Consider the following 23,417-nt stretch of genomic DNA (forward strand, 5'->3'; position numbering starts at 1 on the left):
AGACGAGGCTCAGGCGTCGCCCTCGGTCAACGCCGCGGGCGGCAACCAGTCAGCCCCGAGCAGTTCGGCCAACTCGGTGAGACCGGTGGTGTCGCTCCCGACCGTGTCGGAGGCCGCGGCGATCCGCTCCACCATCACCTTCCCGACCTGCTCCTCGACGGTGCCCTCGGCGTACGCGATGTGCCACGGCGAGACCTGGTGGTCGCGGTGCGTACGTCCGGTCACCTGGCGCCCCGCGATGCCCGAGAAGCGGGCTTGGTGGAAGACACCGACCCGCGGCTCGGTGCTCGCCTGCCGTCCGTCGGCCAGGGTCTCGCCCGCGTGCAGGCTGATGGAGGCGACCGTGGTGAAGACGCAAACCTTCGCCTCTCCGGTCTGGAACTTCAGCCGCTCAGCCTCTGGGTCGAACCGATCGCGTCCGTAGATCGTGGCCACCTCGATGCCGACGTCGCGCAACCGGTCGGTGATCGGGTCGGCGGCGGTGCCGACGAACTCGACCGAGCAGGCCACCTGTCGCTCGGCCTGGACCTGCTGGGCGATCCAGTCGACCGTCGAGTCGACCCGGATCAGCCCGGCCTTCTGCCGGAACCGCAGCAGCGCAGCCCGACCCTTGGCGGTGTTGCGGCCGCGTCGGGCGATGTCCATCTCGCGACAGAACTCTCCCCACTCGGCTTCGTACGCGGCCCGCTCGGTTGGCGTGAGCGTCACTGGCATCCCGGAGATCGGCACCGGCCCCCAAGGTGCGGCGCGGTGCAACATCGCGGGCGGGCGTACGTCGGTCAGCCAGCCGCGGACCAGTTTGAGGTCGGAGGCGCGTCGCGCCGGATCGGTGGTCCAGGTCGCGCCGTAGCGACCGTGCTCGACCTCGACGCCGTGGCGCTCGAGCGCGCTGGCGAACGCAGGGCCGGGTTGGGTCGCCGAGGTCCACTCCTTCATCGGCTCATCCAGCACCTGCGCGTAGGCAGGCGCGAGGTACGGCAGCTCCAGGGGCGTGTGTCCGGGCGTCGCGGTCGTCGCGATGACGAACGGCGCCTTGTCGTGGGGTTTTCCGTGCCCGGAGATCTTCGCCCACAGCTTCCAACGCTTGGTCGTCGTCCGCCGCAGCGCGTGCGCCTCGTCGGCGATGATGACGTCCCAGGTGTGGTCCTTGACCTTCTCGAGTCGGTCCCAGGTGATGACGACCCAGTCCAGACCGCCGCCGCCGAGCGCAGTAATCGTGCGGCACCAGTGGCCGATGGTGATCGCGGCGGGGCGGTCGGCCACGACGAGCACGCGCTTGGCGCCGCGGAGGTCGCCCACCGCCGTCGCCCCCAGGACCGCCGAGATCGTCTTGCCCACGCCGGGTTCGTCGGCCAGGAGGAACAGACGTCCGCCAGCTGCGGCGCGCTCGGCAATCGCGTCGGCAGCCTCGAACTGGATCTGCCGGGGCTCGAGCGCGTCGGTCGCCTCGGGGTTGGGCGTCGGGTCGTCGGGGTTGAGTGTGTTCTCGACGAACCGACCGAGCGTGTACGGCCCCGGCGGGTAGGGAGCGAGGTGATCGGGCAGCGTGGGACCGACGTACAGATGGGTCTTGACCGCGGAGTGCCAGGTGGCGCCGTCGACCTGGGTGCCGTACGGCACGTCGAGCACCCAGAGCCGCTCCCCCGAGCCAGCCTCAGGCAGTGGCCGTACGCTCTGGCGCTTGCCACCGCGGGACGACGAACTGCCCCGGCGAGCACTGGGACGGCGGGAGGTGGCCACTCGAGGACGCTATCCGGGGTCGGGTCGCGAACAGGGTTGGCTCGCCACAGTGACTCGCGCCAACGGATGCGTCAGCGGGACGCGATCTCCCGGCGCACACGGCTCACCTCGGCTGGCGGAAACAACTCTGCCGGCCAGATGCTCAGGGCGCTGCCCTTGTGCGTCACGAACACCCATTCGCGATGGGTGGCCACCCGCACGATCCCGCTCGTGGACAGTATCGACTCGGCGTCCGGCGAACGCATCGCCACGGAGCCATCACCGAAGCCCGACTCGAGGACCACACCCGGCGCGAGCACGGTTCGCAGCCTCACGCGGCTCAGCACATAGGTCCCACCCAGCACGATCCCAAAGATCGTCAGCGTCATCACCAGTGCGGCAACGAGGCAGAAGGCCACCCGGAGCGGCAGAACCAAGTCGGAGAACTCCCACATGTACCAACCAAAGACGCCCAACTCGACAACGACGCCGGCCACCCACAGACGACGGTCCCGCACGATGTGTCCGAGCCAGGCTCTCGAGGCGCGGCGGGCCGCGGCGGCGTCTGCCACCCACCGATGGGTCAGAGCGATGTCATGCATGCGACGAAGTCTGTAGTAGGAGCGCGGGTCGTGGACCGGTTTCCGAAAGCCTGAACTCATCTGATGCAGCCCGCGGAGATCGTCTTGCCCGACGCCCGGCTCGTCAGCTAGGAGGAACAGCCGGCCTCCTGGCTCGCCTCGGGCGAGCCCCCACGAGGACTCGAACAGCGCTAACGTGTGCGCCCATGACCACAGACCTACCGCCTTCGGAGCGTTGCAGTGTCGAGCCCACGCTGCGCAGTTCGGGGCGCTGAGAGAGTTGGACGCCGACCGCTCGGTCGTCATGCTCAACCTGGTGCGGTTCCGCGACATCGCCGACTACTCGGGCCGACCGGACCTGGCCCCCGAAGCACCGATCTCCGGGGCCGAGGCGTACCGGCGGTACACCAAGACAGCGCATGCCTCGCTCGAGGCGATCGGCGGCTCGGTCGAGCATTTCAGGATGTGCAAACCCACGTTCATCGGACCCGATGGCGAGCAGTGGGACGCGATGCTCACCGTGCGATACCCGAACCCGGCGGCCTTCCGGTCAATGATCAACCAGCCGGCATACGTGGAGGCGGCTGCGCACCGTACGGCCGCGCTGGTCGACTCCCGCCTCATCCCGACCTCCCGCTGACCGGTCACCCCGCTCCTTGCGGAATTCGCCCCAGTCAGGCGCGTAGGCTGCCCGCCCACCCCGCGACGTCGCGCCGAGGACCCAGAGCCGCTCCGCCGCACCGGCGGCCGGCAGTGGGCGCTGCGCCGGGCGCGTTGCGCTGCCGCGCCATGTGCTGCGGCGGCGGGTGCCGGATCGGCGAGAGGTGGCCATCCCCGGACGCTATCCGCGTCGCCATCTCGAACGGAGTCGGCTCGCCCGGGCGCTCTGAGGGAGAGGCTCTTGCAGAAGGGTGACATCGAGTCCCTCCTGCACAACGGAGTCGCCATGGACGTGGTGTTGTCTGTCTCGGGACGTTGGCCGCGGCGACCAGAAGCGCGATGCTCACCGAATCGCCTTCTGCCCGTGCAAACATGTGCCCGTGACCGAATCAGAGGACGCAGAGTTCGAGTCCTTCTCGTGTCTGGCGAGCGACCCCAGCGGCGCCGCATATTCCGTCGATGTGGTCCCCATGTTCGGGGCTGTGAGTCGCGTCTTCATCGGGACGCCGTTGGGCGGCAGACCAGGTCCTGCACTCAGGGCGATCAATTGGGTGTTGGCACGTGTTCAACGCGAGCCCGATCCCGTCAGAGAGGCGATCGTGATCGTCTATCGAGTCGTCGGCAAGAAGAGCGAGGACATCCATGACGTCCCCGTCCGCGACTTCGAGGAAGGGCGATCCACGGCCCTGGCCATTGCAGCCCAGATCCGGGCGGGCACCTTCAAGCCTGAGCGCTGACGTCGGGCCGTCTGCGCTGCCGTGATCGACACCTGCACCTTCGTACTGGATTGATCACGCGGAACGGTTGACCGGGTCGCATCCCCATGGAGATACTTAGGCAAATGCCTAAGTATCTCGACGAAGTCGATGCCGTCCTCCGTGCCCTCGCGGATCCGACCCGACGAGCGGTCGTGGAGCGCCTCGCCAAAGGCCCGGCGGTGGTGTCCGACCTCGCCGAGCCGTTCTCGATGACCCTGCCATCGCTGCTGCAGCACCTGCGGGTCCTCGAGGAGGCGGGCGTGGTCATGTCCGAGAAGCAGGGACGCGTCCGCACGGCCAGCCTGCGCCCGGGCTCGCTCGACGTTCTGCATCTGTGGCTGGGGCAGCAACGGACGCCTGCAGAACACCAAGCCGATCGACTCGGCATCCACCTGACCCGCACGAAGGACACTTGATGACGCGCGTTCGACTCGATCTGAACATCTCGCTCGACGGATTCACCTCCGGCGGCCAGAGCCCGGAGCAACCGATGGGTGAGGACTGGGACCGACTCATGGCCTCCTACATCGCCACCCGCACCGTGCGCGAACGGACCTTCGGCGACACCACTGGAGCGGGCACGACCGGCGTGGACGACTCGTACGCGGCCACGTACTTCGAAGGCGTCGGCGCCGAGATCCTCGGTGCCGCCATGTTCGGCTTCCACACCTTCCCCGACGACCCCGACTGGAAGGGTTGGTGGGGCGAGGAGCCCCCGTTCCACTGCCCGGTCTACGTCCTGACTCACACTGCGCCGCGGCCGGCCCTGGAGATGCAGGGCGGCACGACGTTCCACTTCCGCAGCGCCCCGGTCGAGGACGTGCTCGCCGAGGCGACGAAGGCCGCAGGTGGCCTGGACGTACGCATCGGGGGCGGCGTGAGTACGGGCCGGGCGTTCCTGCGCGCAGGTCTGGTCGACGACCTGCACGCCGCGATCGCCCCGATCGTGCTGGGGCGCGGCACCCAACTCTGGGATGACTTGCGTGGCCTCGAGCTCACCCACGAGGTGCGCAGCGAAGTGGCCGAAAGCGGCACCATTCACGTCACCTTCACGCGACAGGACGGTTCTCGCCGATGACGACCGAACGCCGACTCGCCCACTCCGGGTTCACCCTGACCCGTGACTACGCCGTTCCTGTGGCCCAGGTCTGGAACGCCTTCGCCAACGAGGACCAGAAGTTGGCTTGGTTCCACGACGGCGACGGCTTTGAGCCCGGCGAGTGGAAGTTCGACTTCCGTGTGGGTGGCCGCGACATCGCGGTAGGGGCATTCCACGAGGGTCCGGTGTCGCGCTACGAAGCCACCTACACCGACATCGTGGAGCAGACCCGCATCGTGACGACGTACGACATGTGGCTCGACGGGACCCACATGTCCACGTCGGTGGCGTCCTTCGAGTTCGAGCCGACCGAGATGGGCACCAGGTTCACCCACTCCGAGCACGGCGTCTTCCTCGACCAGTTCTGGGCCGACGGGCCCGGACGGGAAGCCGGTAGCCGGGGTCTGCTCGACGCGTTGGCCGATCACTTCAGGCAGTGGGTCGCATGATCGGTCACGGGCGCACGAAGACGCCCATCCGCCCGGCGGGGCGGAAGCCGTTCCTTTCATAGAAGGCTGACGCGTCGCTGTCCCGCGCAGTCAGGAGATACCAGTGCTGCACGGCTCCCAGCTGCTCGGCGAGAGCCTCAAGGAGCCTGGTGCCGTGCCCCCTGCGTTGCGCGCCTGTGTCAACGCACATCTCTTTGAGCAAGAAGTGATCCTCGGCTCCTGAGCGTTCCAGATGCCCCACCGCGAACCCGACCAGTGTGCCGTCGGAATCCCACGAGCAGACGCCGTGGGCACGAGGCGTGGCGAGGAAATCGCCGAGCCGCTGCGCAGCATCTTCGACACTCCAGGATTCGTTCCACGGTGGCCTGTTGAAGGTGTCCACATAGAGGGCGACACAAGCGTCGAGGGCGTCGGTCGTGAGAGTGGTGATCACGCATGAACCATGTCATTTGCCGGGAGGGCCCGCCGGCTGCAGGTCGGCGGCCAGACCGCTCACGACGGCGAGGCCGCGCCCAACCATGTCGGTGATCGCGCCGCGGCCCGGCATCTCGGGCGGGTGGGCGCCTTGGTCGAGCTGGCCGAACGGGTCTTGCCCACGCCGGGCTCGTCGGCGTCACGCAGAGGCGCCGCCCCCGCAGCAGGCTCGACGATCACGTCGGCCGATGCCCCGAACTCGAACTGCCTGGACCAGAGCGCGTCGGTCGTTTCGGGGCTGGGTCGTAGGGGGCAAATCTCCCGTTATCAGCACGAGCATACGAATCCTGTGGATCTCACGGCTTGACATGACGCAATATGACGGTGCCGTGGTTCTACGTTTGCCAGATAAAATCTCGGAGATTCAAAGGAATCACTGCCATCGCCGCAGTGTTGGCACTATTGACTTTGACAGGGGTGTCACTATCCGTGACGGTCCCTGAGGATGCGCGAGCAGATGATAAGAAGGTCCTCCAGTCAACTTCCGCCCGCACGATCGAATGGTCGGCCGTTCCGACGCGTTCTGAAATCAAATTAGCCCTTGAGTCGTCTGGCGCCCAAAACGTCAAGGTCAGACCTTTTCACGCCTCTCAAGTGGCTGCGAATAATCGCTACGCAAAGCCACTGCCGGCAGATCTCTTCACAGTGTCAAGTTCTTGGGCAAGTTGGACGAAGAAGGGCAAGAAGTTCGTCGCCTTCTATGGCCGTTGGAACTATCGCGACGATATAATCGGCGCCGGCGCCCCATATGACGCCGCCGGTATGGCAATCAAAGGGTTCAAGTCCAGGTGTTGGCGGAATGCAGCTACGGGCCTCATCACGCAAGACTCTCAGGGAAGAAAGACCAAACTCCACAGCCTCAAGTGGTCCACACACCAGAAATCTGTCTGAAATGTCCACGACAGAGCCAAGGACTTCCGACTCCAAACCGATATGGGCTTGGCATGGATCCACATGAAGAAGGTCGGGAAGAAGAAATGTGGCGGAGCCAAGGCGGGCAGCTTCCACCATGTTCACAATTTAAAGGGATCAGGTGGATGGTCGGCCTCCGTCTCTCTCGGAATCTTCAGTCTCAACTACCAAAAGGACGCACCCAAACTCGAGTTAACCAAGTCGGCCAAGTACAGTAACTACAACTGACCTCAGAGGCTGGAGAGCGTAAACATGCGTAGCACCTTGAGCATTGGCTACCTGTTGTTGGTAGTTGCCACACTTATCGCGGTGTTCGACCTCGTGGATGGCAGGGACGGCCTCAACCCCCTGATGGTGTGTCTGCTTGGAGCGGGGGCGTCGATGGTCATTGCGGATGCCTGCGCTGGAAGCCGCAGCGCCTGACCAACCACTCCGCACGGCGGCGCGGCAACTACGACAGATGCCGCGCCGTCGCCCCCGCCAACTCCAAAGCCCGCCGCGCCCACACATCACTCGCCCCCGCCAACCCACAGGCCGGCGTGACCACAAGCTGACCGGCGTACTCCTCGGCATCGAAGCCGAGCATGTCGAGCCAACGAAGCACCCGCTCGGTGACGGTCTTGTCGCTGATCTCGCTCGTTGGGTCCGTGCTCGGCACGACGCCCAGTCCTAGCACTCCCCCGCCCTCTAGATGGGTGGCGAGGTGGTCGATCGCGGCGGCGCCCGCTCGGTCGAGGTCAAACAGGAGTCCGGTTGCGCCAGCATCACTGACCAGGTCCCAGGGCACGTCCTCGGCGCAGGAGTGCACCCACGCCTCTGCGCCGGCCTCGGTGATCGCACTCAGCACGTGGGCCAGCAGCGCGGAGGCCTCGGGCGGGTCGACGCGGCGGTGGCGGCTGAAGCCGCTCGCGGTGGGGACCTTCGCCTGCATCACCGCGGGCAGCGCGGGTTCGTCGATCTGAACGACGAGTCGGGCCGCGGAGGGCAGGCGGCGGCGTACGTCAGCGACGTGGTCGCGCAACCCTTCGGCCAAGCCCTGGGCCAGGTCGCGACGGGCCCCGTGGTCGGAGAGGACCTTGTCGCCGCGCGGCTTCTCCACGGTCGCAGCCAGCGTCCACGGACCGGCGACCTGCACCTTGAAGGTGCCGTCGTAGTCCTGGGCCAACTCCTCGACGGTGTCGAGATCCTGGGCGAGCAGTGAACGCGCGCGACGCTGGTCGATGCCGACGCCACCACCGGTGAGCCGCCATCCGGCGGGCTGCAGATCAGCGGCCAGACCGCTGACGACGGCGAGGCTGCGTCCCACCATGTCGGCGATCGCGCCACGCCCCGGCATCTCAGGCAGGTGGGCGCCCTGGTCGAGCTGGCCGAGCACGACCTTGACCGCCTCGGTGTAGGCACGGGCGTTGTCGGCCTCCTGGCCGAGCGGCGCTCCCCCGGGCATCGAGCCGATGCCGGTCGCCAACGTCACGCGGTGACCCGTCGGGTCTCGGTGATCGTGGCGGAGCCGACCACGCGGGTGCCCTCGTAGATCACGACCGCCTGACCGGGGGCGATGCCCTCGGCCGGGTCGAGCAGCTCGACGGTGACGCTGGAGCCGTCGGTCACGACCACGGCGCGGTGCTCGGCGCCGTGGGCCCGCAACTGCACGGTGCCCTCGAGTCGTTCGGGGACGGTGCCGCACCAGCGGGCCCGGTCGCCCAGGAGTCCGTCGACGGCCAGCCGCGACCGTGAGCCGACGCGTACGGTGCCGGCGACCGGCTCTATGTCGAGCACGAAGCGGGGCTTGCCGTCCGCCGCAGGGCGCCCGATCCGCAGGCCCTTGCGCTGACCGATCGTGAAGCCGTACGTGCCCTCGTGCTCGCCGAGGACCTCGCCGGTCTCGTCGTCGATGATCTCGCCGGAGTGGTTGGGGGCCCGGTCGCCGAGCTTCTCCTTCAGCCAACCGGCGGTGTCACCGTCGGCGACGAAGCAGATGTCGTGGCTGTCGGGCTTGTCGGCGACCAGCAGACCGCGGCGCTCCGCCTCGAGGCGTACGTCGGGCTTGATGGAGTCCCCGAGCGGGAAGTACGAGTGAGCCAGCTGCTCCTGGGTGAGCACCCCGAGCACGTACGACTGGTCCTTGCCGTGGTCAACCGCGCGGTGCATCTCGATCAGGCCGTCGTCACCGGTGCGCAGCTGGGCGTAGTGGCCGGTCGCGACGGCGTCGAAGCCGAGCGCCAACGCCCGGTCGAGGACGGCGGCGAACTTGATCTTCTCGTTGCAGCGCAGGCACGGGTTGGGAGTGCGGCCGGCGGCGTATTCGTCCATGAAGTCCTCGACGACGCCTTCGTGGAACTCGTCCGACATGTCCCACACGTAGAACGGGATGCCGATGATGTCGGCGGCCCGGCGCGCGTCGTTGCTGTCCTCGATCGTGCAGCAGCCACGAGCACCGCTGCGGTACGACGCAGGGTTGCGCGACAACGCCAGGTGGACGCCGGTCACGTCGTGGCCGGCCTCGGCGGCGCGCGCGGCAGCCACGGCGGAGTCCACTCCCCCGGACATCGCAGCGAGGACCTTCACAGGACAGCCTTCCGGTTGGCCAGACGAGCGCGCTCGACGGCGGGACCGATCGCGGCCACCACCGCGTCCACATCGGCGGCGGTGGTCGGGTGACCGAGCGAAAAACGCAAGGAGTGGCGGGCCTGGGCCGGGTCGCACCCCATCGCCAACAACACGTGGGAGGGCTGCGGGACCCCGGCCGAGCAGGCGGAGCCGGTCGAGCACTCGATGCCCTGGGCGTCGAGGAGCATCAGCAACGAGTCGCCCTCGCAGCCGGGGAAACCGATGTGGGCGTTGCCGGGCAGCCGCGCAGCGGGGTCACCGTGCAGGTGGGCGTCAGGGACGACCTCGACCACCCGGCGTACGAGTTCGTCACGCAGGGCCGAGATCCGGGCCGCGTGCTCGGCCTGGCCGGCGACGGCCGCCTGCACCGCGGCGGCGTAACCGGCGATGGCGGGCGGGTTCAAGGTGCCGCTGCGGATGCCACGCTCCTGGCCCCCGCCGTGCAGCAGGGGTACGACGCGGAGCTCACGACGCGCCACCAGGGCGCCGATGCCGTACGGGCCCCCCAGCTTGTGGCCGGTGAAGGTCAGCGCGTCGACACCCGAGGCCGCGAAGTCCACCGGGACCGCGCCGACGGCCTGGACGGCGTCGGTGTGCACCGGGATGCCGTGCGCCTCGGCGAGCGCCACCACCTCGGTGACGGGCTGCAGGGTGCCGACCTCGTTGTTGGCCCACATCAGCGAGATCAGGGCAACCGAGCCCGGGTCCCGCTCGATGGACTCACGCAGCGCCTCCACGTCGAGGCGTCCCAGCTCGTCGACGGCGATGAGCTCGACCTCGGCCTGGCCCTGCTTGGCCAGCCACTCCAGCGGGTCGAGGACGGCGTGGTGCTCGACGGCGGAGGTGAGGATGCGCGTGCGCCGCGAATCCTGGGCCTGGCGCGCCCACAGCACACCCTTGAGGGCGACGTTGTCGGACTCGGTGCCGCCGGAGGTGAAGATGACCTCACCGGGACGACACCCGATCGCTGCGGCGATCGCCTCACGACTCTCCTCGACCACCCGGCGCGCGCGACGGCCCGAACCGTGCAGCGAACTCGCGTTGCCGACCTCGGCCATCTGGCGCGTCATCGCCTCCACGGCGACGGGCAGCATGGGCGTGGTCGCAGCGTGGTCGAGGTAGATCCTGGGCGGGGTCGAACTGTTCATGTCCTGGCCAGCCTACGGGAGGGACCGTCGCCTGCGAGAAGCGTGGCGGAGACCGATTGCGCCACACCGCGTGGCACTACGCGCCAGAACCGTCTCAGAGGAGAACGAGGTCGTCACGGTGCACCAGTGCCCGGTCGTAGACATCGCCGAACTCTTCCTTCAGCTCAGGGGTCGACCGGCCCAGCAGCCCGGGGATCTCGACCGCGTCGAAGCTGACCAGTCCGCGCGCCACCACCGTGCCGTCGGGACCGACCAGGTCGATCGGGTCGCCCGCGACGAAGGCACCGTCGACGTCGGTCACGCCGGCCGCCAGCAGGGAGGCGCCCCGCTCGACGACAGCGCGTACGGCGCCGGCGTCCAGGCTCAGGCTCCCCTTGCCCTCGGTGGCGTGGGCCAGCCACAGGTGCCGGATCGGACGGCGGCGTCCGGTGACGTGGAAGAAGGTCCCAACCTGCTCCCCGGCGAGGGCGGCACTGGCCTGGGCGGCCGAGGTGAGGACCACGGGGATGCCGGCACCCGTCGCGATCCTGGCCGCCTCGATCTTGGTGACCATGCCGCCGGTGCCGACGGCTGAACCGACCGAACCGATCTCGATGCCCTCGAGGTCGCTCTCGGAGCGGACCTCGGCCAACCGGCGGGCTCCCGGGCGACTGGGGGGTCCGTCGTACAAGGCGTCGACGTCGGAGAGCAGCACCAGCAGATCGGCGTGCACCAGGTGGGCCACCAGCGCAGCCAGGCGGTCGTTGTCACCGAAGCGGATCTCGGAGGTGGCGACCGTGTCGTTCTCGTTGACCACCGGCACCACGCCGAGACCCAGGAGGGCGTCGAACGTCTGGTGGGCGTTGCGATAGCTGGCACGCCGGATCACGTCGTCGACGGTCATCAGCACCTGGCCGGTGGTGATGGAGTGCCGGCCGAACTCCTGCTGGTAGTGGTGGGCCAGTAGTCCTTGACCCACCGACGCCGCCGCCTGCTGCAGGGCGAGCCCGCGGGGACGTCGGTCCAGGCCGAGCGGGGACAACCCGGCAGCGATCGCACCCGAGGAGACCAGGACGACCTCGGTGCCCCGCTCCCGTACGCCGGCCAGGACGTCGACCAGGTCGGCGATGCGGCCGGGCTCCAGCGCGCCGCCACCCGTGGCCAGCGACGAGGATCCGATCTTGACGACGATCCGCTTCGCGTTCAGTACGGCTTCGCGGAGGTCGTGGGCGTCCACGCTCATGCGTCGGGGTCGTCCTGCGCCCAGTCGGGGTCGTCCTTCGAGCCGATCTCGTAGGCCAGAGGGCCGTACTTCTCGGGCTTGTCGAGACGACGGGCCACGTCGGCGCGGGTCTCGTTGTCGCTGCGCTCGGGCATGGAGTCCTGGATGTCACGGCGACGCTGGGCCGCGGGACGGTCCTCACGCAGCCGGGTGTCCTCGCCACGACGACCGAGCATCTCGACACCGGTCTCGATGCTGGGCTTGTAGTCGAAGACCACCGAGTTGTTGGGGTGACCGATGTAGACGGCGTCGCCCTCGACGGCGCCCTTGCGCATCAGCGCCACCTCGACCCCGAGCCGGTCGAGACGGTCGGCCAGGAAGCCCACGGCCTCTTCGTTGCTGAAGTCGGTCTGGCGGATCCAACGCTCGGGCTTCTCGCCACGGACACGCCAGCCGTCACCGTCGCGGGTGATCTCGAAGTCTGCGTTCTTGCCGGCAGCCTTGGGACGCAGCACGATGCGGGTCGCCTCGACGACGGGCTTCTCGACCCGGGTGGCCTCGACGAGCTCGGCCATGGCGAAGATCAGCTCGCGCGTGCCCTCACCGGACATTGCCGAGATCGGGAACACCTTGAGCCCACGCCCGCGCAACTCATCGATCACCATCTCGGCGATGTCGGCACCGTCGGGCACGTCGATCTTGTTGAGCGCCACCAGGCGGGGCCGGTCCTCGAGACCGCCGTAGCGCTGCAGCTCGTGCTCCATCGCGTCCAGGTCGTCGACCGGGTTGCGACCGGGCTCGATGGAGGCGGTGTCGACCACGTGCACCAGGGCCGCGCAACGCTCGATGTGGCGCAGGAAGTCGTGGCCCAGACCGCGGCCGTCGGCAGCGCCCTCGATCAGACCGGGCACGTCGGCGACGGTGAAGACGGTGTCACCACCACGGACCACGCCGAGGTTGGGGACCAAGGTGGTGAAGGGGTAGTTGGCGATCTTGGGCTTGGCCCGGGAGATCGCGGCGATCAGCGACGACTTGCCGGCGCTGGGGTAGCCCACCAGACCGATGTCGGCGACCACCTTGAGCTCGAGACCGATCTCGAGCTCCTCGCCGGGCTCACCGAGCAGTGCGAAACCGGGGGCTTTGCGCTTGGACGACGCGAGGGCGGCATTGCCGAGCCCTCCGCGACCGCCCTGGGCGATGACCATCTCCGTGCCCGGACCCACGAGGTCGGCGAGCACGTTGCCCTGCATGTCGGTCACCACGGTGCCGTCGGGGACCGGGAGCACCAGGTCGGAGCCGTGGGCGCCGTTGCGGTGGTCGCCCGCTCCCCCGGCGCCGTTGTCGGCCGCGCGCTTGGAGCTGTGGTGGTAGTCGATCAGCGTCGTGACGTCGGGGTCGACGCGCAGGATCACCGATCCGCCCTGACCACCGTTGCCGCCGTCAGGACCGCCGAGAGGCTTGAACTTCTCACGGTGGACGGAAGCGACACCGTGCCCGCCTCGACCGGCGCTGACGTGCAGCGTCACGCGGTCGACGAAAGTGGGGACGGCCATGAATGCTCCTGGAGAGATGATGAAAAGCACGAAGGGCGTCCCAATGACAGGGACGCCCTTCGCATGATGTCTAGCTGTGAAGCGTCAGGTCACTCGCCGGGGACGATGTTGACGACCTTGCGACCACGCTTGGTGCCGAACTCCACCGCGCCAGCAATCAGCGCGAACAGGGTGTCGTCACCGCCGCGGCCGACGCCGCTGCCCGGGTGGAAGTGGGTGCCACGCTGGCGGACGATGATCTCGCCTGCACCGACGGCCTGGCCGCCGTAACGCTTCACGCCGAGGCGCTGGGAGTTGGAGTCGCGGCCGTTCTTGGTGGAGGCCGCACCCTTCTTGTGTGCCATGAGTTCAGTCCTTCGTGGATCGTCGAGAGCGTCGCCGCAACTCAGATGGAGATGTCGGTGACCTTGACCTGGGTGTACTTCTGGCGGTGACCCTGGCGCTTCTTGTAGCCGGTCTTGTTCTTGTACTTCTGGATGATGATCTTGGGACCCTTGGTCCGGCCGAGCACCTCGACGGTGACCGCAGCCTTGTCCAGACCGGTGGCGGTGACGGACTCGCCGTCCACCACCATCACGACGGGAAGGGTGACGGACTCGCCAACGGCGGTCTCGACCTTGTCGATCTCGATGACATCGCCAACAACAACCTTCTGCTGCTTGCTGCCACTGCGCACGATCGCGTACACCGCGACTCACTCTCCTCGTCGGACTTGAACAGTCCAGTCAACAACTTCAAAACTCAGGGCACCCGCGCCGCGCACAGACCATGTCGTCACGAAAGGACTTCAGCAGCCAGCGCAAGTACGCAGAGAGGTGTACGGGACACCGATGGGCAATACTACGGGGACCGGTGCGACTGCGCAAAACGGCAGGCGCACCGGCGCCGGTTCAGCGCTTGCGCGCCCCCTTCTTCTTCACCGGGACGTGCTCAACAATCGGCTCTCCGGCCGCGTCGGTGCCCTCAGAGGACTCCACACCGGTCGCCTCACCGGCGGGCGGACCCACCGGGCGGGAGGCGGCGCGGCCACGCGTACGGGTCACGACCTTGGGCCGGATGGCCTCAGGGGCTGCCTGGGCTGCCACGGGAGCCTCAGGCGCCTCGGGAGCCTCGGTCACCACCGCAGGAGCCGCAACAGACGGCTCCACGACGATCGCCGCGACCTCCGAGGAGGTCTCGGTGACGGGACGCGAAGCACCCCGGCGACGGCTGCGGGTCACCACGCGGGGCTTGGTGTCCACGGGCGCCTCGGGTGCGGCTGCGGGGGCCTCGACCGCGGGCGTCTCGACGGACGTACGCGGCTCGGGTGCCGGAGTCGACTCGGTCGCGACGACCTCGGGGGCCCCGGAAGACTCGGTCGTCTCGGCAGACTCAGTCGTCTCGGTGGACTCGAGCTTCTGGGCAGCGTTGCCCTGTCCCCCACGGCCTCGGCTTCGGCGCGAACGCTGGTTGTCGTTCTCGTCGCGCTGCTCGGACTTCTGCGAACCCCGGTTGCCGCTGTCGTCACGCTGCTCGGACTTCTGCGAACGCTGGTCGTCGGAGGAGCCTTCGTTCCCGGCGCTGCGGTCGTTGCCGGCGTTGCGGTCGTTGCCCGCGTTGCGGTCGTTGCCCGCGCTGCGGTCATTGCCCGCGTTGCCACCGGTGTTGTCGCTCTTCGAGTCCCCTCGGCCACGGCCGCGGCGACCGCCACGGCGTCCGTCGTCGTCACCGCCCTGCTTCGCCTCGATCGGGTGGGAGTGCGTGATGACGCCTCGACCCTGGCAGTGCTCGCAGTCGCTGGAGAACGACTCCAGGAGACCGGTACCGATGCGCTTGCGCGTCATCTGCACCAGACCCAGCGAGGTCACCTCGGCGACCTGGTGACGCGTACGGTCACGGCCCAGGCACTCGACCATGCGGCGCACGACGAGGTCGCGGTTGGACTCCAGGACCATGTCGATGAAGTCGACGACGATGATGCCGCCGATGTCGCGCAGCCGGAGCTGGCGGACGATCTCCTCGGCGGCCTCGAGGTTGTTCTTGGTGACCGTCTCCTCGAGGTTGCCCCCGGAGCCGGTGAACTTGCCGGTGTTGACGTCGACCACGGTCATGGCCTCGGTGCGGTCGATGACCAACGAACCACCCGAGGGCAGCCACACCTTGCGGTCCAGACCCTTGGCGATCTGCTCGTCGATGCGGTAGACCGCGAAGCTGTCACCCTGCTGGGCCGAGGCGTTGTCGGCCGGGGCGTAGCGCTCGAGACGCTCGGCCAGGTCGGGCGCGACGTGCTCGACGTAGTTGGAAACCGTCTCCCAGGCCTCGTCACCTTCGATGACGAGCTTGGTGAAGTCCTCGGTGAAGAGGTCACGCACGACCTTCAACGTCAGGTCGGGCTCGCCATAGAGCAGCTGCGGCGCGTTGCCGCGACCCTTGGCCTCGATGTCCTCCCAGCGGGCCTTGAGGCGCTCGACGTCCTGGGTGAGCTCCTCCTCGCTCGCACCCTCGGCAGCGGTGCGCACGATGACGCCCGCCGAGTCCGGCACGATCTCCTTGAGGAGAGCCTTGAGGCGGCTGCGCTCGGTGTCGGGCAACTTGCGGGAGATGCCGCTGGTGGTGCCGTCCGGCACGTAGACCAGGAAGCGGCCGGCCAGGCTGATCTGACTGGTCAGGCGGGCACCCTTGTGACCGATCGGGTCCTTGCTGACCTGGACCAGGACGGGCTGTCCCGGGCTCAGGACGGACTCGATCTTGCGGGCCTGACCCTCCTTGTGGCCGAGCGAGGACCAGTTGACCTCACCGGCGTACAGGACGGCGTTGCGGCCCTTGCCGATGTCGACGAAGGCGGCCTCCATCGAGGGCAGGACGTTCTGCACGCGACCGAGGTAGACGTTGCCGATCAGGGAGGTCTGGGACTCACGGGCCACGTAGTGCTCGACGAGGACCTTGTCCTCGAGGACGGCGATCTGGGTCAGGTCCTTGCGCTGACGCACGACCATCACACGCTCGACGGCCTCGCGACGGGCCAGGAACTCGGCCTCACTGACGATCGGCGCGCGACGGCGACCAGCCTCGCGGCCCTCGCGACGACGCTGCTTCTTCGCCTCCAGACGCGTGGAACCGGCCAGGGACGTGATCTGGTCCTCGGCGCTGCGCGGCTTGCGGACGCGTACGACGGTGTTCTCCGGGTCCTGGGTCTCGGCGTCGTTGTCGCCCGAGCGGCGACGACGGCGACGGCGACGTGAGCTCGACGAGCCCGACTCCCCCTCGGAGCTGTCGGAGTTGTCCGAACCGTCCTGGCCGGTGCTGTCGGTGCTCTCGGCGCTCTCGGCGCTCGCATCCGCGTCCTGGGAACCGTCGGCGTTGTCGGAGTCGCCATCGGAGGAGTCGTCGCTGCCCTGGCCGTTGGAGTCACCGGACCTGCGACGGCGGCGACCGCCACGGCGACGGCGGCGGCGGGTCGGCGTGCCGTCCTCGGAGTCGTCCTCGTCGTCACCCTCGGAGTCGTCCTCGGCGGCGTCCGGGGAGGTCGACTCCCTCGACTCGGTGGTCTCCACGGGCGCGACGTCGTCGGCGACCTCAGCGGCAGCTGCGGCGAGGGCGGCCTCCTCGGCGAGCTGGATCGGGGTCTTCTCCTCCTCGACCGGCAACTCCTCCACGGGAGCAGCAGCAGCTCGCTTGCGCGTGCGGCGTGCCGGGGCCTTCTTGACGGCCTCGGGGGCCTGGAAGAGCGGGAGAGTGCCGGAGTCGTTGGTCGCCTCGGGCGCAGAGGTGGCGTCGGCGAGGGCGTCCACCGCGGCCTCGGGGACCTCGGGAGCAGCAGTCTTCTTCGCAGCGGCCTTCTTGGCCGGCGCCTTCTTCGCAGCGGTCCTCTTGGCCGGTGCGCGCTTCGCAGCGGTCTTCTTCGCCGGCGCGGCGTCGGCCTCCGGCGCCTCGGCGGCGGTGGTCTCCACGGCCTCGGTCGGCTCGCTGACCGGGGACTCGGTGGCCGGAGATTCGGTGGCCGGGGCCGTCTTCTTCGCAGGGGCCTTGCGGGTGCGTCGCGTCACAGCCGGCTTCGCCGGGACGGCCTCTGCGGTGGCCTCGGGCGCGGACGTGGCCTCGGCCAGGGCGTCCACTGCAGCCTGCGGCACCTCGGCCGCGGCAGCAGTCTTCTTCGCAGCCGCCCTCTTCGCCGGGGCCTTCTTGGCAGCGGCCTTCTTGGCGGGAGCCTTCTTGGCAGCGGCCCTCTTGGCCGGCGCGGCTGCAGCGGTGTCGACCGCAGCGTCCGCCGTGGAACCTTCCGCCGTGGTGTCCGCGGAGTCTGCAGGGTTGGTTTCGTCGAGCATGTGCGCTCCTCAGCCGGTGCGCAGCACCGGTGTGTGTAGGACGCCGGGATCCGGGTGCTCAGAATCCAGACGCAAAGCCTTCGGTGGCGGCGACTTCCCCCGCGTGCGCGTCGAAGAATGGACGTCGGCCACCTGCCGCGGTCGCTCGCCCTAGTGGTCTTCCGGTTGCCCGGCGTCTCATTCGGAGGGCCACTGTCACTGACTCCCCGGGCCGCGTCGCGGTCTGGTGACGACCTTCAAGCTTCGTGCCGGCCTGACGGATCAGAACGGCGAGAACGTCGTCGAGTCTCACCCAGTAACTTGCGTCACCCAGTGGGACCAAGCGTCATTCTGGCACATGGGCTCGCGATCGTCCCTATGACTGCCCGGACAGCGGGTCGGACAGCGGGTCGCGCACCAGGGCGTTCTCCCGGTCCAGCGGCCCCTGCTGGACACGGGTGAGCAACGGCACCACGTCGATCGGGTACACCCCGACCGCAGCGAGCGCGGACAGGACGTCGTCGGGGCGCACGGCCGGGACCACGTGCTCCAGGACCACGTCGAGGACGGTGGTGTCGCCGTCCACGCGCACCTCCATCCCCAGCACTGCGGCCCGGGCGTCGAAGACCCGCAGGCCCTTCTTCGTCATCCGCTGGACCTCGACCGTCTCGGTGGCCAGGAAGGTCTCGACCAGCGCCGACAGGTCACCGGCCCCCTGGAGCGTGATCTCCCAGCGACTGGCCTCGAGGAGGTCGGAGAGCGAACCGCCCGGTGATTCCACGACCTCGAGCACGTCGAGCCCGGTGGGCAACGACTCGTCCAGCGTCACATGGACGTCGGCCGGGTCGAGGACCTTCGCCAGCCCGATCTCCAGGTACTCGGCCTCCGAGGCGGAGCCGGTCGGCGCAGCCCCGGCGTACGAGATCCGGGGGTGGGGGTTGAAGCCCGAGGAGTAGGCCATCGGGAGACCCGCCCGGAAGATGGCGCGCTCGAAGGCTCGACTGAAGTCACGGTGGCTGGTGAAGCGGAGCCGGCCTCGCTTGGCGTACCGGACACGGAGTCGCTGGACGGGCGGGGCCTGCTGCTCGGGCTGTTTGCGCACGGACAGACGTTAGCCCCCACACTGCGTCGCCACCGATTCGCTCGGCTGCTCGAGGGCCGCGACAGCAGGTCAGGGAAGTGTGGCCGACTTCATCTGCTGCGACTTGTAGACACTGGAGATCACCACACCGTCGAGCCAGTCGGTGAGCCGCTCCGACTCGACGTCCAGCGCCGCGACCCCGCCGGGACCAATCTCCTCCGCGCGACCGGGGCGCAGGACGACCCGGACCCGAGCGTCGTCGTCCTGGACCCAGCAGCCCACGATCCTTCCGTTCCACCAGGCCGTCGTGCCCGCATTTCCGTTGGTGTCGAAGAGGTACGCCTTGTCGTCGGGGTCCAGGTAGAAGTCGCGCTGCTTCCAGCCCATGGTGGTCGGGTCGAGCACGGGCAGCAGCGCCGCCCAGGGTTCTTCGTCTGGGTCTGCGGGCGGTTCGACGTCGTCGGGAAGTACCCACCCGACGTCGCCGGCGTCGAGCGAGACCTGCGTTGCGTCGAGCTCGGCGAGCGCGCGGCGTACGACGGTCTTGGTGGCACCCAGCCACCACACGATGTCTGCCTCGGTGCCGGGACCGAAGGTGGCGAGCCACCGGCGTACGAGTTCGCGGTAGCCGTCGTGGGAGTCGAGCGGGGTCACCGGCTCCCCCAGCACCTGCTCGGTGACTCCCCAGGTCGGACGCGCCTGGCGCCAGTGGCCCCTGTTGCCGGCGCGCACGACCCGGCCCTCCGCACCGAGCAGAGTCAGGAGCCTCGGCCCGAGGGGGACCTCCGTGGTCCACCTGCCCGTGCCGACGGTGATCCGTCCCTCGAAGCGGGGATCGAGCCCTGCCACCTCCGCGGCGGTCACCGGGCCGCCCTCTGCCAGGTGCTGGAGCAACAGTTCGCTGGTCCGGGTCCACCACTCGTCGGGGTCCGTGGTGATGCCACTGGCCGCGACGTACTTCAGCAGCGCGCGCCGCTCCTGAGCCGCCGTACGCGCGGAGGCGCTGCCCAGCGCCGCCGGCAGGAGATCACGGGGGAAGACGAAGAGGGTCCGGCGCATGGCGAGCTGTCGCACGACGGTCCACTCGACGAAGAAGGCCTTCTCGACGTCTCCCACCTCGAGGCGGTCGACCCGAGCGAAGAGCGACAGGAAGACAGAGGGCGCCTCGGTGGCGTGCAGCACGGTCATCGCTCGGGTGGCTGACTCGACGTCGCCGAGTCGCCAGGTCGGGGCGATCCCGTGCCGGCGAGCCAGTCGGACGCGGCGTTCGGTGTCGCTGATGTGTCGCACCCGCCCAGCATGTCAGGAAGGCGCACCTGAGAAACTCAGGCAATGCCCTCTCCCGCTGCGGGTCGCCGCACACTGCTGCTGGTCGGCCTCGCTCTCCTGGCCCTCAACCTGCGCCCGGCTGCCGTGAGCGTGGGGCCGGTGCTGGAGGAAGTACGCCGCGGGCTCGACCTGTCTCCGGCCACCACGAGCATCCTCACCACATTGCCGGTGGTGGCCTTCGCCCTCGTCGGCGCAGCCGCTCCGTGGCTGGCCCGCAAGATCGGCATGCACCGTGTCACGTTGCTCTCCCTGGGCGCGGTCGTGCTGGGCCTGACGGCGCGCGCACTCACCGACTCCGGCGGGCGCTTCCTGCTCTGGACCTTCGTCGCGGTCTCCGGCATGGCCTGCGCCAACGTCCTGGCACCCTCGTTGGTCAAGCTCCACTTCCCGGACCGGATCGGCACGGCCACCGCGCTCTACACGACCTCGATGGCCGTCGGACTCACCCTGGCCTTCACCACGACCGTGCCGATCTCGGACGCCCTCGGCACCTGGCGCTGGGGCCTGGGCACGTGGGCCGTGGTGGCGCTGCTGGCGGCGTTGCCGTGGTTTGCCCTGGTGGCCCACGACAAGCGCCCCGAGGCGGGGACCCGGACGATCACCTTCGGCCAGGTCGCCGGCACCCGGCTCGGCTGGGCGCTGGCGGCCTACTTCGGCGTGCAGTCGGCGATCGCGTACACGATGTTCGGTTGGTTCGCACAGCTCTGGCGCGACAACGGCTACACGGCCACCCAGGCGGGCATGCTCGTCGGCGTCATCGCAGCCGTCGGCATCCCGCTCTCCTTCGTGCTCCCGGCGGCGATCGCCAGGATCCGCGACCAGCGGATCCTGATGGTGGCGGTGATGGCCTGTTATCCGGTGGCCTTCGTCGGTCTGCTCGTGGCCCCGGAGCAGTGGGGGGTGCTCTGGGCCATCCTGCTCGGAGCGGGCGGGACGACCTTCCCGATCATCCTGGTGATGATCAGCCTGCGCGCCCGTACGGCAGCGGGCACCGCCGCCCTGTCGGGCTTCACCCAGTCGGTGGGCTATCTGATCGCCGCGCCCGGCCCCTTCGTCATCGGCCTGGTGCACAGCGCCAGCAACGGCTGGACCTGGCCGCTGGTGCTCCTGCTGGGACTGTTGGTGCCGCTCTTCGCGCTCGGTCTGTACGTCGGTCGGCCGACCTACCTCGAGGACCAGCTCGACCGTCGCTGAGACTCAGCGATTGCGCGCGGCGGACCTCTGCAACCAGATGAAGCCCGCGACAAGCAGGGCGATCCCGCCCAGCGCCACGGCCCACGCAGGCGCGCCGAAACGCAGCGCGAGCAGGGCACCCACGACCAGAGCCGCCGCCCCTAGGAGCAGAGCAAGGATAGCGAGACAGCCGACCATGAGGCCCCCCGCAGAGCTCTGCGAGGCAGGCGAAAGCTGATCGCCCCGCTCAGGTGTCACTCAGACCACGCTGAGCGGCAGGAGACGCTGGCCCGTGGGGCCGATCTGGATCTCGGTGTTCATCTCCGGGCACACGCCACAGTCGTAGCAGGGAGTCCAGCGACAGTCCTCAATCTCGACGTCGGCCCCTTCGGCGACCGCGAGCGCGTCCTCCCAGTCACCCCACAGCCAGTCCTTGTCCAGACCGGAGTCGAGGTGGTCCCAGGGCATGACCTCGTCATAGGTGCGCTCGCGGGTGGTGTACCAGTCGAGGTCGACGCCGGTGCCGGCCAGCGCCTGGGCGGCCGCGTTCTCCCACCGGTCGTACGAGAAGTGCTCGCTCCACCCGTCGAAGCGGCCACCGTCACGCCAGACCTGCTCGAGGACCCGGCCGACCCGGCGGTCGCCGCGGGAGAGCAGTCCTTCGATGGTGCCGGGCTTGCCGTCGTGGTAGCGGAAACCGATCGCCCGGCCGTACTTCTTGTCGTCGCGCACGATGTCGCGCAGCTTCTTGAGCCGAGCGTCCGTGGTCTCGTGGTCGAGCTGCGCGGCCCACTGGAAGGGGGTGTGTGCCTTGGGCACGAACCCACCGATCGAGACGGTGCAACGCACGTCGTTGCGGCCCGAGACCTCGCGGCCCTTCTGGATGACGCGACGTGCCAGGTCGGCGACCTGGAGGACGTCCTCGTCGGTCTCCGTCGGCAGGCCGACCATGAAGTAGAGCTTCACCTGGCGCCAGCCGTGCGAGTAGGCCGCGGCGACCGTGGCGATCAGGTCCTCCTCGGTGACCATCTTGTTGATCACCTTGCGCATCCGCTCGCTGCCGCCCTCGGGGGCGAACGTCAGGCCCGAGCGGCGACCGTTGCGGGAGAACTCGTTGGCCAGCGAGATGTTGAAGGCGTCGACGCGGGTCGAGGGCAGCGAGAGCGACACGTTGGAGCCCTCGTAACGGTCGGCCAGGTCCTTGGCGACCTCGCCGATCTCGCTGTGGTCCGCGCTCGAGAGCGAGAGCAGGCCCACTTCCTCGAAGCCGGACTTGCGGATGCCGTTCTCGACCATGGCACCGATCGTGGTGATCGAACGCTCGCGGACCGGACGGGTGATCATGCCGGCCTGGCAGAAACGGCAGCCGCGGGTGCAACCGCGGAAGATCTCCACGCTGAAGCGCTCGTGCACGGTCTCGGCCAGCGGCACCAGCGGGGCGGCCGGGTAGGGCCAGGCGTCGAGGTCCATCAGGGTGTGCTTGCGCACCCGGAACGGGATGCCGGGACGGTTCGGCACGACGGCCTCGATGGTGCCGTCGGCGGCATAGGTGACGTCGTAGAACTTGGGCACGTAGACGCCGCCGCTGACGGCGAGGCGGCGCAGGAGTTCGTCCCTGTTGATGGCAGAGCCTCCGGGACCTGCTTTGTCCCTCTTCCACTCCCGCACGACCTCGGAGATCTTCAGCACGACCTCCTCGCCGTCGCCCAGGACGGCGGCGTCGATGAAGTCGGCGATCGGCTCGGGGTTGAAGGCGGCGTGGCCACCGGCCAGCACGATCGGCTCGTCCTCGCCGCGGTCCACGGCATGCATCGCGATGCCGGCCAGGTCGAGGGCGTTGAGCATGTTGGTGTAGCCGAGCTCGGTGGAGAAGCTCAGGCCGAAGACGTCGAAGTTGCGCACCAGACGGTGACCGTCGACCGTGAACTGGCCGATCCCGTCCTCGCGCATGACGGCCTCCATGTCGGGCCACACGGCGTACGTGCGCTCGGCGAGGATCCAGTCGCGCTCGTTGAGCACCTCGTACAGGATCTGTACGCCCTGGTTGGGAAGACCGACCTCGTAGGCGTCGGGGTACATCAACGCCCACCGGACGGTCTCGCCCTGCTCGGACGCAGCGCCACAATCCCACTCCTTGACGACCGAGTTCAGCTCGCCGCCGACGTACTGGATCGGCTTGGAGACCGACGGCAGCCGGGGCTCGAGCAGATGGAAGACCGAGGCGTCGGAGCCGGCGTGAACGGTGGCGGCAGACATGGAGGAGAACCTCACGAGCTAGAGAGCGGGACGAGAGTAAAGCCTACGTCGGAAGTACGCATTGACCGCAGCCCGAGCGGGGGCCCGGCCTAGAATGGCCGCCGTTGAGGCGGGCAGTGGCCCGGGAGGAGTAC

The 23,417-nt window shown here is 68.8% G+C and carries 20 protein-coding genes and 1 pseudogene; 6 read left to right on the plus strand and 15 right to left on the minus strand.

The features are described 5' to 3' along the window. Positions 1–9: 9 nt before the first annotated feature. Positions 10–1,740 (minus strand): DEAD/DEAH box helicase, encoded by a 1,731-nt coding sequence (locus tag DNK52_RS01930; RefSeq protein WP_110238996.1) that lies wholly within the window; start codon positions 1,738–1,740, stop codon positions 10–12. Positions 1,741–1,811: 71 nt separating this feature from the next. Then, positions 1,812–2,321 (minus strand): hypothetical protein, encoded by a 510-nt coding sequence (locus DNK52_RS01935; RefSeq protein WP_110238998.1) that lies wholly within the window; start codon positions 2,319–2,321, stop codon positions 1,812–1,814. 214 nt (positions 2,322–2,535) lie between these two features. Here DNK52_RS01935 and DNK52_RS01940 point away from each other — a divergent pair, with 214 nt between their 5' ends. From DNK52_RS01940 to DNK52_RS01960, 5 genes are all read left to right on the plus strand, one after another. Further along, a complete protein-coding gene (locus tag DNK52_RS01940) occupies positions 2,536–2,940 on the plus strand; it encodes a DUF1330 domain-containing protein (RefSeq protein ID WP_162598553.1) in 405 nt (134 codons plus the stop codon). 619 nt (positions 2,941–3,559) lie between these two features. Further along, on the plus strand, positions 3,560–3,697 hold the full coding sequence (locus DNK52_RS15940; protein WP_162598554.1) for a hypothetical protein: 138 nt from the start codon (positions 3,560–3,562) through the stop codon (positions 3,695–3,697). Between the two features lie 104 nt (positions 3,698–3,801). Continuing rightward, positions 3,802–4,134, plus strand: a complete 333-nt coding sequence (locus tag DNK52_RS01950; RefSeq protein ID WP_110239004.1) for an ArsR/SmtB family transcription factor — start codon at positions 3,802–3,804, stop codon at positions 4,132–4,134. Beyond that, positions 4,134–4,796, plus strand: a complete 663-nt coding sequence (locus DNK52_RS01955; protein ID WP_110239006.1) for a dihydrofolate reductase family protein — start codon at positions 4,134–4,136, stop codon at positions 4,794–4,796. Before DNK52_RS01950 ends, DNK52_RS01955 begins: the two co-directional genes overlap by 1 nt. After that, the gene (locus tag DNK52_RS01960) at positions 4,793–5,266 is read left to right on the plus strand and encodes an SRPBCC domain-containing protein (RefSeq protein WP_110239008.1); all 474 of its coding nucleotides are present in this window, start codon (positions 4,793–4,795) and stop codon (positions 5,264–5,266) included. Before DNK52_RS01955 ends, DNK52_RS01960 begins: the two co-directional genes overlap by 4 nt. A 4-nt stretch (positions 5,267–5,270) precedes the next feature. Here the strand turns inward: DNK52_RS01960 and DNK52_RS01965 are convergent, their stop codons facing one another. From DNK52_RS01965 to DNK52_RS02020, 11 genes and pseudogenes are all read right to left on the minus strand, one after another. Beyond that, complete coding sequence (locus DNK52_RS01965; RefSeq protein WP_110239010.1) at positions 5,271–5,699, minus strand: GNAT family N-acetyltransferase; 429 nt, start codon at positions 5,697–5,699, stop codon at positions 5,271–5,273. Positions 5,700–7,103: 1,404 nt separating this feature from the next. Beyond that, on the minus strand, positions 7,104–8,123 hold the full coding sequence (locus DNK52_RS01975) for a uroporphyrinogen decarboxylase/cobalamine-independent methonine synthase family protein (protein WP_239455325.1): 1,020 nt from the start codon (positions 8,121–8,123) through the stop codon (positions 7,104–7,106). Next, complete coding sequence (gene mnmA / locus DNK52_RS01980; protein WP_204163333.1) at positions 8,120–9,217, minus strand: tRNA 2-thiouridine(34) synthase MnmA; 1,098 nt, start codon at positions 9,215–9,217, stop codon at positions 8,120–8,122. The genes DNK52_RS01975 and mnmA overlap by 4 nt, the downstream gene beginning before the upstream one ends. Beyond that, on the minus strand, positions 9,214–10,407 hold the full coding sequence (locus DNK52_RS01985; protein ID WP_110239014.1) for a cysteine desulfurase family protein: 1,194 nt from the start codon (positions 10,405–10,407) through the stop codon (positions 9,214–9,216). Before DNK52_RS01985 ends, mnmA begins: the two co-directional genes overlap by 4 nt. Before the next feature lie 94 nt (positions 10,408–10,501). Then, positions 10,502–11,629, minus strand: coding sequence for a glutamate 5-kinase (proB, locus tag DNK52_RS01990; protein WP_110239016.1), 1,128 nt, complete (start codon positions 11,627–11,629; stop codon positions 10,502–10,504). Beyond that, complete coding sequence (gene obgE, locus DNK52_RS01995) at positions 11,626–13,161, minus strand: GTPase ObgE (protein ID WP_110239018.1); 1,536 nt, start codon at positions 13,159–13,161, stop codon at positions 11,626–11,628. Before obgE ends, proB begins: the two co-directional genes overlap by 4 nt. Before the next feature lie 89 nt (positions 13,162–13,250). Further along, positions 13,251–13,505 (minus strand): 50S ribosomal protein L27, encoded by a 255-nt coding sequence (rpmA, locus tag DNK52_RS02000; protein ID WP_110239020.1) that lies wholly within the window; start codon positions 13,503–13,505, stop codon positions 13,251–13,253. Between the two features lie 41 nt (positions 13,506–13,546). Further along, positions 13,547–13,849: a 50S ribosomal protein L21 gene (gene rplU / locus DNK52_RS02005; RefSeq protein ID WP_110239022.1), complete on the minus strand. Its 303-nt coding sequence runs from the start codon at positions 13,847–13,849 to the stop codon at positions 13,547–13,549. A 949-nt stretch (positions 13,850–14,798) separates the two neighbouring features. Next, a pseudogene (locus DNK52_RS16490) lies at positions 14,799–16,703 on the minus strand (Rne/Rng family ribonuclease); the annotation flags it as partial. A gap of 1,117 nt (positions 16,704–17,820) precedes the next feature. Then, entirely contained in the window at positions 17,821–18,546 is a 726-nt protein-coding gene (locus DNK52_RS02015) for a TIGR03936 family radical SAM-associated protein (RefSeq protein ID WP_110239026.1), read from the minus strand. Positions 18,547–18,615: 69 nt separating this feature from the next. Beyond that, positions 18,616–19,815 carry a winged helix DNA-binding domain-containing protein gene (locus DNK52_RS02020; protein ID WP_110239028.1) on the minus strand — a complete coding sequence of 400 codons (1,200 nt, stop codon included), beginning with the start codon at positions 19,813–19,815 and terminating at the stop codon, positions 18,616–18,618. A 42-nt stretch (positions 19,816–19,857) separates the two neighbouring features. Here DNK52_RS02020 and DNK52_RS02025 point away from each other — a divergent pair, with 42 nt between their 5' ends. Continuing rightward, a complete protein-coding gene (locus DNK52_RS02025; protein WP_239455326.1) occupies positions 19,858–21,048 on the plus strand; it encodes an MFS transporter in 1,191 nt (396 codons plus the stop codon). A gap of 3 nt (positions 21,049–21,051) precedes the next feature. Here the strand turns inward: DNK52_RS02025 and DNK52_RS02030 are convergent, their stop codons facing one another. Both DNK52_RS02030 and DNK52_RS02035 read right to left on the minus strand, forming a co-directional pair. Continuing rightward, positions 21,052–21,225, minus strand: coding sequence for a hypothetical protein (locus DNK52_RS02030; protein ID WP_162598555.1), 174 nt, complete (start codon positions 21,223–21,225; stop codon positions 21,052–21,054). A 60-nt stretch (positions 21,226–21,285) separates the two neighbouring features. After that, entirely contained in the window at positions 21,286–23,283 is a 1,998-nt protein-coding gene (locus DNK52_RS02035; RefSeq protein ID WP_110239032.1) for a TIGR03960 family B12-binding radical SAM protein, read from the minus strand. Positions 23,284–23,417 lie beyond the last annotated feature (134 nt).

The sequence above is a fragment of the Nocardioides gilvus genome (assembly GCF_003194605.1).
GTDB lineage: Bacteria > Actinomycetota > Actinomycetes > Propionibacteriales > Nocardioidaceae > Nocardioides > Nocardioides gilvus.

Coding starts and splice junctions, on each gene's coding strand:
- DNK52_RS01955 (WP_110239006.1), top strand. CDS start 4,134: ATGACGCGCGTTCGACTCGATCTGAACATCTCGCTCGACGGATTCACC.
- DNK52_RS01960 (WP_110239008.1), top strand. CDS start 4,793: ATGACGACCGAACGCCGACTCGCCCACTCCGGGTTCACCCTGACCCGT.
- DNK52_RS02035 (WP_110239032.1), bottom strand. CDS start 23,283: ATGTCTGCCGCCACCGTTCACGCCGGCTCCGACGCCTCGGTCTTCCAT.
- proB (WP_110239016.1), bottom strand. CDS start 11,629: ATGAGCGTGGACGCCCACGACCTCCGCGAAGCCGTACTGAACGCGAAG.
- DNK52_RS01985 (WP_110239014.1), bottom strand. CDS start 10,407: ATGAACAGTTCGACCCCGCCCAGGATCTACCTCGACCACGCTGCGACC.
- DNK52_RS01950 (WP_110239004.1), top strand. CDS start 3,802: ATGCCTAAGTATCTCGACGAAGTCGATGCCGTCCTCCGTGCCCTCGCG.
- DNK52_RS02025 (WP_239455326.1), top strand. CDS start 19,858: ATGCCCTCTCCCGCTGCGGGTCGCCGCACACTGCTGCTGGTCGGCCTC.
- rpmA (WP_110239020.1), bottom strand. CDS start 13,505: ATGGCACACAAGAAGGGTGCGGCCTCCACCAAGAACGGCCGCGACTCC.
- obgE (WP_110239018.1), bottom strand. CDS start 13,161: ATGGCCGTCCCCACTTTCGTCGACCGCGTGACGCTGCACGTCAGCGCC.
- DNK52_RS01935 (WP_110238998.1), bottom strand. CDS start 2,321: ATGCATGACATCGCTCTGACCCATCGGTGGGTGGCAGACGCCGCCGCG.
- DNK52_RS02030 (WP_162598555.1), bottom strand. CDS start 21,225: ATGGTCGGCTGTCTCGCTATCCTTGCTCTGCTCCTAGGGGCGGCGGCT.